The organism is Allobosea sp. BK604, from assembly GCF_004341515.1.
Lineage (GTDB): Bacteria > Pseudomonadota > Alphaproteobacteria > Rhizobiales > Beijerinckiaceae > Allobosea.
In genome coordinates this window covers 652,532-664,405 of sequence record NZ_SLZF01000002.1, presented here as the reverse complement: position 1 = coordinate 664,405, position 11,874 = coordinate 652,532, and the positions used below count along the sequence as shown (strand labels likewise).

The window sequence follows — 11,874 nt, the reverse complement described above, 5'->3', positions numbered from 1 at the left end:
GGCTAGATATGCCAGGCGGCCGGTGCCGATGAACACGAGGAACATCGATGGCCAATACGACGTCGGCCAAGAAGGCCACGCGCAAGATCGCTCGCCGCACCGAGGTCAACAAGGCGCGCCGCAGCCGGATGCGCACCTTCCTGCGCAAGGTCGAGGAGGCGATCGCCGCCGGTGACAAGGGCGCCGCCTCCGAGGCTCTGAAGGCCGCCCAGCCCGAGATCATGCGCGCCGCTCAGAAGGGCGTGGTTCATAAGAACACTGCCTCGCGCAAGGTTTCGCGACTGGCTCATCGGATCGGTGCGCTCGCCTCTTGAGTGCAACCACCGCGACATCATTCTGATGTGATTGAACCCGGCTTCACCGCCGGGTTTTTTCTTGTCCGGCGTTAACTTTAAGGCGGCGCGAACGGGTGCGCCGCGATGCCGAAAAAATTGCGCGTGCCAAGCCGATTCCGCAATCTTTCCACGGCTTTGCGGGGTTGACTCCGGGATTGAATTCAGGGTCCGAAATCAGCCCTTCCCGAGCTTTTGACCGCGCAAATAAAGCCCATATTTTTCATGATCTTAGCGGGCAAAGGATTCGCCCGTCGAGAATCATCCGAGCGCCCGGGGGCGCTGTCGGGGGGCGCCAAAAAAAAGATTCGCGCGTTTCCCGAAAGCCCCTCGGTAAAGAAAACGTTAAGTTCCCCAACCTATTGGCCGGTCCTTACCGAGAGGTCAGATTAGCTCGGATGGGCCTTGCTCTCCGAAGCCGGCTGAAAGGGATATTGCTCCCGTCCGAGAGCGCCCTGTAAGGTCCTTTCATCGCCGGCCGGACAGCAATGACCGCCGGGGATTTCCGAAGATTATCGGCGTTTTGGCTCGCGCCCAAAGGGGGAGAGGATGCGGCTCTTTGTCTTTTTGTGTTGAGATGAAGTGCGGCTCCGCTCTTCAGCGAGCCTCCCAAGCGTAATCGATCAGATGTAAGGCAGGCCATCCGCGCAGCGTGAGGCGCAGCGCGGAAACCCTGCCCTATTGTCCGGACAACAGCGCCGGCGAGGGCGACCCCAGGAGGGGCCGCCGCCCGCCGCGCGCGTCAGAATATTTGAAATGGGGCAGACGAATGTTTGAGCGACAGGACAGGAGCGAAATCATTGAAGCAGTGGTGGTGTCCGCGCCCGTGGTCATGGGCGTGACGGCCGAGGGTGCCGGCGAGGTCTCGCTGGCTGATGCCTGGGACAGAGTGCGTCGGCGCCTGCGCGCCGAACTGGGCGAAGACGTCTTCTCGAGCTGGTTCGCCCGCGTCGAGATCGGCGGCCTCGTCGATGGCGTCGCTTATCTCACTGTGCCGACCCGCTTCCTGAAGAGCTGGCTCGAAGCCCATTACGCCGAGCGCTTGCGGGCTCATTGCGTTGCCGAGCTTGCTGCTCCCAACGGCATCGTTCTCTCCGTCCGTCAGGTGGCGCGCGATCCGGCTCCGGCCGTCATCCGCGAGACTGTCGCGGCCCGGCCCCGGCCGGCCGCGGCACCTGCAACTCCCGCCCCGGCCGAGCCCGCCCAGCCCTGCGAGCGCGATCTCGTCGATGCCTGCGGCACGGTTCTGGACCGGCGCCTGAACTTCCAGAGCTTCATCATCGGCAAGTCGAACCAGCTCGCCTTCGCCGCGGCGGAGCGCATCGCGGCGGCGCCTGCCGGCGCCTCGCCCTATAACCCGCTCTACCTCCATGCCGGGGTCGGGCTCGGAAAGACGCATCTGCTGCAGGCGATCGCGCAGGATGCGCGCAACCATGGCAAGCGCGTCGCCTATTTCACGGCGGATCGCTTCATGTACGGCTTCGTCGCCGCGCTGAAATCGCAGACCGCGCTCGCCTTCAAGGAGAAGCTGCGCGGCATCGACCTTCTCATCGTCGACGACGTCCAGTTCATCCAGGGCCGCTCGATCCAGCAGGAGTTCGGCCATACGATCAATGCGCTGATCGATGCCGGCAAGCAGATCGTCGTTGCGGCCGACCGGCTCGCCAATGACCTCGAGGCGCTCGACGAGCGCATCCGCTCGCGGCTCGGCGGCGGGCTCGTCGTCGAGATCGGCGAGCTCGACGAGGCCTTGCGTGGAAAGATCCTGTCGAGCCGGCTCGAGGCGCTGCAGGGCGCGCATCCGAACTTCCATGTCAGTCCTGATGTGGTGGCTTATGTCGCCCGCGTCGTCGCCACCAATGGCCGCGATCTTGACGGCGCTGCCAACCGGCTGCTCGCTCACGCGACGCTGTCGGGCCAGGCGGTGACGATGGAGACGGCGGAGGCCGCGATCCGTGATCTGGTCCGTACCCGCGAGCCGCGCCGGGTCAAGATCGAGGATATCCAGAAGCTGGTCGCGACCCGCTACAATGTCAGCCGCGCCGACATCCTGTCGGAGCGCCGGACGGCGGCGGTGGTCAAGCCGCGCCAGATCGCGATGTATCTGTCGAAGGCATTGACGCCGCGCTCGTTGCCTGAGATCGGCCGGCGCTTCGGCGGCCGCGATCACACCACGGTGCTCCACGCCGTGCGCAAGATCGAGAAGGCGATCGCCGAGGATCGCCTCCTCCATGACGAGGTCGATCTCCTGAAGCGCATGCTCCAGGAGTGACACTCCTGCGGTCTCCGCAAGGCGCGTAGCGACGTAGCAATCCGGGAGCCGTCGAGCGAGGCGTCCCTGGATTGTTTCGCTTGCACTCGCAATGACGGCACCGAGCCTGGCTTCGGCCGGGCTCATTCGCCCGTTCTCACCTTTGGTTGTGGCTGGACCAGATGTCGCCCTTGCGCGGCGCTGCGGTGTCCTGCAATGTCGCGGGCCATTCCGCCGCCCGGCGCATTCGCTGCCGGGCGCCAGCACGCCAGAAGACGAACGATGAAGGTCACGGTCGAACGTTCCACCCTCCTGAAGTCGCTCGGCCATGTCCACCGTGTGGTGGAACGCCGTAATACGATTCCGATCCTGTCGAATCTTCTGCTGAGCGGTGACGGCGCCGGCCTGAAGCTGAAGGCGACCGATCTCGATATCGAGGTGGTCGAGACGCTGGCGGCGGATGTCCCCGAGCCGGGCGCGACCACGGTCCCGGCCCACACGCTCTACGATATCGTGCGCAAGCTGCCCGACGGCGCCCAGGTCTCGCTCGAGACGACCGGCGAGACCGGGCTCGTGCTGCGCTCCGGCCGCTCGCGCTTCCAGCTCCAGACACTGCCGGAGAGCGACTTCCCCGACATCACCGCGGGCGAGATGGCGCATCGCTTCACCCTGCCGGCCGGCGAGTTCAAGCGCCTGATCGACAAGACCCAGTTCGCGATCTCCACCGAGGAGACGCGCTATTACCTGAACGGCATCTACCTGCACACGATCGATGTCGAGGGCAACACGCTGCTGCGTGCGGTCGCGACCGATGGTCATAGGCTCGCCCGCGTCGATACGGCGGCTCCGGCCGGCGCCTCCGGCATGCCGGGCGTGATCGTGCCGCGCAAGGCCGTCTCCGAGATCCAGAAGCTGCTGGAGGATGGCGACACCGAGGTCTCGGTCGAGCTCTCGGCCACGAAGATCCGCGTCGCCACTGCCGATGTCGTGCTGACCTCGAAGCTGATCGACGGCACCTTCCCCGACTATCAGCGCGTCATCCCGAGCGGCAACGACAAGCGGCTGACCGTCGACAAGGGCGATTTTGCCGCCTCCGTAGACCGCGTCTCGACGATCTCCTCCGAGCGCGGCCGCGCCGTGAAGCTCTCCATGGCCGATGGCCGCATGACGCTCTCGGTCACCAATCCGGATTCCGGCTCGGCCACCGAGGAGGTCGAGGTCGATTACGATGCGAGCCCGCTCGATATCGGCTTCAATGCCCGCTACCTGATGGATATCGCGGCGCAGCTCGACGGCGACACCGCGCTGCTCAAGCTCGCCGATCCCGGCTCTCCCACTGTCATTCAGGATCGCGAAGGCGCTTCCGCGCTCTATGTGCTGATGCCGATGCGCGTCTAGAGCAGGATGCGGAAAAGTGGGAACCGGTTTTCCGCACAGTTTCTGCTCTAACTTTGTTGAGAGGCGGATTCAGATCTCGAATGAAGTCGCTCGGCGACTTCATTCGAGATCATCCGGCTCATGCACTTGTCTGCCGTCTCACGCCTGATCCTTCAGGATTTCCGCTCCTACGAGGCCCTCGATCTGACGATCGGGGGCCAACTCGTTGCGCTGGTCGGTGAGAACGGGGCGGGCAAGACCAACCTGCTCGAAGCGCTCTCGCTCTTCGCGCCCGGCCGCGGGCTGCGCCGCGCCGATCTCGCCGAGATGGCACGGCAGGACGGCCCGGGCTCCTTCGCCGTCTCCATCGCGCTTGCGGAGGACGGGTCGCGGCTCGGCATCGGGCTTGGGCTTCCGGACCCGGAGGGAAAGCGCGCCAGGATCGCCCGCATCGACGGTAGCCCGGCAGGATCGGCGGTCGCCTTCAGCGAGTATATCCGGCTGGTCTGGCTGACGCCGGATCTCGACGGGCTGTTCCGCGGCTCCGCCGGCGACAGGCGTCGCTTCCTCGACCGGCTGGTGCTCGCCGTCGATCCGAGCCATGCCAGCCGCTCCAATGCGCTCGAACGCGCCCTGCGCTCGCGCAACCGCATTCTCGAAGAGAGCCCGCACGAGGCGAGCTGGCTCGACGCCGTCGAGCGCGAGATCGCCGAGCTCGGCGTGGCCGTCGCTGCTGCCCGGGCCGAGACGGTCGGTCGGCTCACCGCGATCATCGCCGCGGGCGGCGACGAGTCCTCGCCCTTTCCGCGCGCCATGATCGGTCTCGATGGTGAGATCGACCGTCTGGTCGAGGGACTGCCTGCCCTCGACGCCGAGGACCAGTATCGCGCTCTGCTGCGCCAGGGGCGGCAGCGCGACCGCGCCGCCGGCCGCACGCTTCTCGGCCCGCAGGCTTCCGACCTGCTGGTGCGCCACGCCGCCAAGGGCATTCCGGCCGAGCAGGGCTCGACGGGCGAGCAGAAGGCGCTGCTGATCGGCCTCGTGCTCGCCCATGCCAAGCTGGTTCGCGCCATGAGCGGCCTGCCGCCGCTGGTGCTGCTCGACGAGGTCGCCGCCCATCTTGATCCGCGTCGGCGCGGCGCGCTCTATGCCGGGCTGGCCGAGCTCGGCTGCCAGGTCTGGATGACCGGGGCCGATCCCGCGCTTTTCGTCGATCTGCCGGCAGGTGCGCAGCGCTTCACCGTGACGGCAGGACAAGTCGTCGCGATAGATTAGCGAAATAAATTGCCGTGCCGTCTCAACTTGATGGATGGTTAACCATTCGACGGAAATAGTGGCGCTCTATGCAGCCGTCGGTTCCCTCCTTTACACCCCAGGAAACCGAGATCGCCAGCCGCCTGCTCGCGATCCTCGAGCCGCATTTCGATGCCTCGGTCCAGCGGCTCTACAAGATGACCTATGGCCGCGACGAGTTGCAGCGCGATCGCGGGCTCCATGGCGACGAAACCGCCAAATATCGGCGCCTCTTCTCGCTGAGCTTCGATGACGATTATCTTGCCGCCAAGACGCGGATCGTGACCCGGGCCAACGGGAATGGCATCGCGCTCGCCGACTATCCGATGTTCTTCCTCGAGGATTTCTCGAATTTCCTGCCGGTCGTGGTCTCCAGCTGGAAGCGGCGCTGGGGCCCACTCGACAAGGCGCTTGCTGTCTTCTGCAAGCTGATGCTGACCGACATCTCCTATTCGCTGGCCTGCTTCGACAGAGCCATCCAGAACGACACGAGCGAGCGTTTCGCTGCGCTCGAAAGCGCGTTCCGCAGCGGTATCGCCGAGCGCATTTCGGGGATCGAGGCCAGCATGACGGCCGTCAGCGGCTTCTCCGGCCAGCTCTCGGCCAAGGCGGGCGAGACGCTGTCGGCGATCTCCGAAAGCCAGAACCGGCCGGAGCAGGTCTCGGCTTCGGTCTCCGAGATCGTGGCGGCGACCCGCGATTTCGGCGTGCTGACGGAGCGGATCATGCAGGAGACGACGACATCGAGCCGCGCCAGCGACGATGCGAGCACCGAATGTCGCGGCATTGCTGAGAATGTCGCGATGCTCCAGCAGGCCAATAACAGGATCGGCAATCTCGTCGACCTGATCCGCAATCTCGCATCGCAGACCAATCTCCTGGCGCTCAATGCCACGATCGAGGCTGCCCGCGCCGGTGAGGCCGGGCGCGGCTTCGCGGTGGTCGCGGCCGAGGTGAAATCGCTGGCGACCGCGACCAACAGCGCGACCGAGACCATTCGCGACGGCGTCGGCGAGGTCCTCAGCGCCGGCCGGGCCATCGAGAACGCCGTCCAGGAGCTCGGTCAGACCATGCAGGCGCTGCAGGAGAGCGCCCGTGTCGTCGCCGGCTCGGTTGCCGAGCAGGGCCAGCGAATCCGCTCGATCGCCGAGCAGGCGGCGAGTTCGTCCAGCGGCGTCGACGTCATCGCCCATAACGCCACGCTGGTCGAAGGCCTTGCGGGCGAGGCGGCGGCGCTCGCCCGGCAGAGTGACGAGCGCATCAAGGCGACCTCGGTGCTGATGCAGGAACTCGAGCGCTCGATCGGCGATTTCCTCGGCCAGGTCGGGCGCTCGCATGTCGAGCGTCAGCACACGCTGATACGCCAGGGCTGATCGATCGCATCACCAGCTGCGATGTGACGCCGTCCGGCCGCGCTGCTAGGCTCACCGCCAGGCCCGAGGATCGGACGAGCAGGGACAAGGCGGCATGGAACTCACGGGCCTTCTGGTTTTCGCCGGTGTCTATTTCGTCGCCGTCGCTTCGCCCGGCCCGGGCATCGCCGCCCTGGTCGCGCGTGCCCTGTCGAGCGGCTTGCGGCGCTCGCTGCCCTTCATCGCCGGCATTGCGGCTGGAGACCTGGTCTGGTTCAGCGCCTCGGCGCTCGGTCTCTCCGTGCTGATGGAGCATTTCCACGGCCTCTTCCTGGCGATCAAATATGCCGGCTGCCTCTATTTGCTCTGGCTTGCGCTCAAGCTCTGGACCGCGCCGGCCGAGCCGCCACGCGAGTCGCCGGCGGCGCGCGGCGAGGGGCTCAGGCTGTTCCTCGGCGGGCTGGCCCTGACGCTGGGCAATCCCAAGGTCATGGTCTTCTTCCTCTCGATCCTGCCGCTCGTGGTCGATCTGCGGAACGTCACCCCGCTCGTCTTCGTCGAGATCATCACGCTGACCACGATCATCATTTGCTCGACGCTGCTGGCCTATGCCTATGCGGCCGACCGTGCCCGGCGGCTGGTGGCGAGCCCGCGCGTCATGCGGATCGTCAACCGCGTCACCGGCGGCGTCATGGCGGGCGCCGCGGCGGCGATCGCGGCGCGCGGGTAGCTCGCTCTTCGTCATTGCGAGCGCAGCGAAGCAATCCAGGGGCCTCGCGCAGCCCCCTGGATTGCTTCGTCGCTACGCTCCTCGCAATGACGGATGAGGCTGGCCATTTCGGCTGCTCTCAGGCACATGGGAGCCATGCCGCATGCCAGCGAATCACAAGCGCGCGCGACGCTGAAATCCGTCTTCGGCTATGACGATTTCCGCCCCGGCCAATGGGAGGTGATCGAAGCCGCGCTCGACGGCCGCGACGTCTTCGCGGTGATGCCGACCGGCTCCGGCAAATCGATGTGCTACCAGCTGCCGGCTCTCGTCTCCGGCGGGCTGACGCTCGTCGTCTCGCCGCTCATCGCCCTGATGCGCGACCAGGTCGGCCAGCTCACCCGCGCTGGCGTCGCCGCCGCCTCGCTGAATTCGATGAACAGCGAGAGCGAGGCTGCCGAGGCCTGGGACCGGCTGAATTCCGGCGAGCTGCGCCTGCTCTTCGTCTCGCCGGAGCGCCTGGCCGGCGAGGGCCTGGTCGGCCGCTTGCGCCGCATCGGCGTCAGCAGGCTCGCCATCGATGAGGCGCATTGCGTCTCGCAATGGGGCCATGATTTCCGCCCGGAATACCGCCTGCTCGCCAAGGTGCGCGAGGCGCTCGGCGGCGTGCCCGTGACGGCGCTGACCGCGACGGCCGATCGCCAGACGCGCGAGGATATCGCCCAGCAGCTTTTCCCGAAGCCGCCGCATCTCGTGGTGCATTCCTTCGACCGGCCGAACCTGAAGCTCGCCTTCGCGCCGAAGGACCAGCCGCGCCGCCAGATCGCCGATTTCCTGAAGCGCCATCGCGGCGGCTCGGGCATCGTCTATTGCTCGTCGCGTGGACGCACCGAGCGCCTCGCCGAGGGCCTGCGCGAGAAGGGCTACAAGGCCTATGCCTACCACGCTGGCATGGAGCAGGCCGAGCGCAACCGCAACCAGGACATCTTCCTGCAGGAGGACGGCGTCGTCGTCTGCGCAACCATCGCCTTCGGCATGGGCATCAACAAGCCCGATGTCCGCTTCGTCGTCCATGCCGATATGCCCGGCTCGATCGAGAGCTATTACCAGGAGATCGGCCGTGCCGGCCGCGACGGGCTGCCGGCCGATACGCTGACTCTCTACGGCGTCGACGACATGGCGCTCCGTCGTCGCCAGATCGACGAGAAGCAGATCGACGACGAGCGCCGCCGCATCGAGCACAAGCGCCTCAACGCGATGATCGACCTGTGTGAATCCGCGCTCTGCCGCCGCTCTTCGCTGCTGGCCTATTTTGGCGAGCAGACGCTGCCCTGCCGCCATGGCCAGGCGCAGTTCCGCTGCGACCTCTGCGGCGGCGAGGCGATGCTGTCGGATGCCACGCTCGATGCCCGCAAGCTGCTCTCGGCCGTGGCGCGCTCGGGCCAGCGCTTCGGGGCCGCCCATCTCGCCGATATCCTCACGGGCACGATGAGCGAGGCCATTCGCCGCCAGAACCATGACGGGTTGAAGACCTTCGGCGTCGGCAACGACAAGCCGAAAGCCGCCTGGCAGGCGCTGACGCGAAAGCTCTTCGCCGCCGGCGCGCTCGCCGAGGCCAGCGTCGAGCATGGCGGCTTCTGCCTGACGGAGAAAGGCGAGGACATCCTGTTTGGCCGCGAGCCGATCGCCGTCAGGGCCGATGCCTTGCCTGATCGCCGTGCTCGCGCGGCCGACCGTGCCGTCGCTCGCGCCGACGGGCTCGACGAGGGCACCGCCGGGCTGTTCGAGCACCTCCGGCAACTGCGCCTCTCGATCGCCCGCGAGGAAGGCGTAGCGGCCTATATCATCTTCACCGACCGCACCCTGATCGCCATGGCGCGCGAGCGGCCGCTCGGCCTTGACCAGATGCGTCGGATCGAAGGCGTCGGCGAGCGCAAGCTCGCGCAATATGGCGACGTCTTCCTCGAGGCGATCGCCACATTCGCGAGTTGAAAACCGCTCTGCTCGCGCACGCACGCGTACGCGCGTGAAAAAGCCATCGTTAGTGGTTATATTGCCGTCACGAATCGAATCAGCGGGCAGGATCCCGCCCGCTCAAGGACCCCTTCATGACTGACGTCACTAACGGCGCCGAAGAGTATGGCGCCGATTCCATCAAAGTGCTCAAAGGTCTCGACGCGGTGCGCAAGCGCCCGGGCATGTATATCGGCGATACCGATGATGGTTCGGGCCTGCACCATATGGTCTACGAGGTCGTCGACAACGCCATCGACGAGGCGCTCGCCGGCCATGCCGACCTCGTCACGGTGACGTTGAACGCCGATGGCTCGGTCACGGTGTCCGACAATGGCCGCGGCATCCCGACCGATATCCATTCCGAGGAGGGCATCTCGGCGGCCGAGGTCATCATGACCCAGCTCCATGCCGGCGGTAAGTTCGACCAGAATTCCTACAAGGTCTCGGGCGGCCTGCACGGCGTCGGCGTCTCCGTCGTCAACGCGCTCTCGGTCTCGCTCAAGCTGCGCATCTGGCGTGGCGGCAACGAGCATTTCATGGAGTTCCACCATGGCGACGCGGTGGCGCCGCTCGCGGTGGTCGGCCCGGCCGGCGACAAGCGTGGCACGGAGGTGACCTTCACCCCCTCGGTCGAGACCTTCACGATGGTCGAGTTCGACTACAAGACGCTGGAGCATCGCCTGCGTGAGCTCGCCTTCCTCAACTCGGGCGTTCGCATCGTCCTGACCGACGCCCGCCATGCCGAGGTGGTGCGCGAGGAGTTGATGTATGAGGGCGGCGTCGAGGCTTTCGTGCGCTATCTCGACCGCGCCAAGGCTGCGATCGTCGACAAGCCGATCATGCTGACTTCGGAGAAGGACGGCATCACCGTCGATGTCGCGCTCTGGTGGAATGACAGCTACCACGAGAACGTGCTCTGCTTCACCAACAACATCCCGCAGCGTGATGGCGGCACTCACTTAGCCGGCTTCAGGGCGGCCCTCACCCGGCAGATCACCGGCTATGCCGAGAGCTCCGGCATCTCCAAGAAGGAGAAGGTCTCGCTCACCGGCGACGATTGCCGCGAGGGCCTGACCGCGATCGTCTCGGTCAAGGTGCCCGATCCGAAATTCTCCTCGCAGACCAAGGACAAGCTGGTTTCTTCGGAAGTTCGTCCGGTCGTCGAGAACGTCGTCAACCAGGCGCTCTCGACCTGGCTGGAAGAGCACCCGAACGAGGCCAAGACCATCGTCGGCAAGGTCGCCGAGGCCGCTGCCGCGCGCGAGGCCGCCCGTAAGGCGCGCGATCTCACCCGCCGCAAGGGCGCGCTCGACATCGCCTCGCTGCCGGGCAAACTGGCGGACTGTCAGGAAAGGGATCCGGCCAAGTCCGAGCTCTTCATCGTCGAGGGTGACTCGGCCGGCGGCTCCGCGAAGCAGGGCCGCGCCCGTGAATACCAGGCCGTGCTGCCGCTGCGCGGCAAGATCCTCAATGTCGAGCGGGCCCGCTTCGACAAGATGCTCTCCTCCGACCAGGTCGGCACGCTGATCACGGCGCTCGGCGCCGGCATCGGCCGCGAGGAGTTCAACATCGCGAAGCTGCGCTACCACAAGATCATCATCATGACCGACGCGGACGTGGACGGCGCCCATATCCGCACCCTGCTGCTGACCTTCTTCTTCCGGCAGATGCCGGAGGTGATCGAGCGCGGCCACCTCTTCATCGCCCAGCCGCCGCTCTACAAGGCGGCCCGTGGCAAGTCGCAGACCTATCTCAAGGACGAGCGTGCGCTCGAGGATTACCTCGTCGACAGCACGCTCGACGGCGCGGTCTTCCGCACCGGCGACGGCGCCGAGCGTGGTGGTGCCGACCTGCGCGCCCTGATCGAGGAAGCGCGCAGCGTCCGCAACACGCTCGCGCAGCTGCATTCGCGCTATGACCGGCGCGTGGTCGAGCAGGTCGCGATCGCAGGGGCTCTGCGCCCGCTCGGCGACCAGAGCGACGAGCAGGCCAATGAAGCCGCAGCCTATGTGGCGCGCCGGCTCGACGCGATCTCGGACGAGATCGAGCGGGGCTGGGAAGGCCGGGCCGCTGATGGCGGCTTCATCTTCTCGCGGCTGGTACGCGGCGTGAAACAGGTCGCGGCGCTCGATGCCGGCCTGCTCGCCAGCGCGGAAGCCCGCAAGCTCGATGCCTCCGCCGTCTCGCTGCAGGAGGCCTATGCCAAGCCCGGCACGCTCAGCCGCAAGGGCGACGACCATGTCGTCAACGGCCCGAGCGACCTGTTCGACGCGGTCAACGCCATCGGCAAGAAGGGCGTCTCGCTGCAGCGCTATAAAGGGCTGGGCGAGATGAACCCCGACCAGCTCTGGGAGACGACGCTCGATCGCGACGTCCGCTCGCTGCTGCGCGTCAAGAACGACCAGAATGACGAGGCCGACGATCTCTTCGTCAAGCTGATGGGCGATGTCGTCGAGCCGCGCCGCGAGTTCATCCAGAGCAATGCGCTGAACGCCACCGTCGATACGTGATCCCTGGACGGCGGTGGGATCGCTATCTCACCGT

Annotated in this window: 8 protein-coding genes; all 8 read left to right on the top strand. The window is 66.3% G+C overall.

Annotation, left to right across the window (positions count from 1 at the left end; all coding sequences use genetic code 11):
* The first annotated feature begins 47 nt into the window (after positions 1-47).
* Positions 48-314, top strand: coding sequence for a 30S ribosomal protein S20 (gene rpsT, locus EV560_RS08425; RefSeq protein ID WP_131855283.1), 267 nt, complete (start codon positions 48-50; stop codon positions 312-314).
* 850 nt (positions 315-1,164) lie between these two features.
* The gene (dnaA, locus tag EV560_RS08420; RefSeq protein ID WP_131855507.1) at positions 1,165-2,604 is read left to right on the top strand and encodes a chromosomal replication initiator protein DnaA; all 1,440 of its coding nucleotides are present in this window, start codon (positions 1,165-1,167) and stop codon (positions 2,602-2,604) included.
* Between the two features lie 261 nt (positions 2,605-2,865).
* Positions 2,866-3,981 carry a DNA polymerase III subunit beta gene (gene dnaN / locus EV560_RS08415; protein WP_131855282.1) on the top strand — a complete coding sequence of 372 codons (1,116 nt, stop codon included), beginning with the start codon at positions 2,866-2,868 and terminating at the stop codon, positions 3,979-3,981.
* Between the two features lie 120 nt (positions 3,982-4,101).
* Entirely contained in the window at positions 4,102-5,235 is a 1,134-nt protein-coding gene (gene recF / locus EV560_RS08410; protein ID WP_131855281.1) for a DNA replication/repair protein RecF, read from the top strand.
* Positions 5,236-5,303: 68 nt separating this feature from the next.
* A complete protein-coding gene (locus tag EV560_RS36670) occupies positions 5,304-6,626 on the top strand; it encodes a methyl-accepting chemotaxis protein (protein ID WP_131855280.1) in 1,323 nt (440 codons plus the stop codon).
* Positions 6,627-6,720: 94 nt separating this feature from the next.
* The gene (locus EV560_RS08400; protein WP_131855279.1) at positions 6,721-7,335 is read left to right on the top strand and encodes a LysE family translocator; all 615 of its coding nucleotides are present in this window, start codon (positions 6,721-6,723) and stop codon (positions 7,333-7,335) included.
* Between the two features lie 135 nt (positions 7,336-7,470).
* Complete coding sequence (gene recQ, locus EV560_RS08395; RefSeq protein WP_131855278.1) at positions 7,471-9,306, top strand: DNA helicase RecQ; 1,836 nt, start codon at positions 7,471-7,473, stop codon at positions 9,304-9,306.
* A 116-nt stretch (positions 9,307-9,422) separates the two neighbouring features.
* Positions 9,423-11,840 (top strand): DNA topoisomerase (ATP-hydrolyzing) subunit B, encoded by a 2,418-nt coding sequence (gene gyrB, locus EV560_RS08390; protein ID WP_131855277.1) that lies wholly within the window; start codon positions 9,423-9,425, stop codon positions 11,838-11,840.
* Positions 11,841-11,874: the final 34 nt, after the last annotated feature.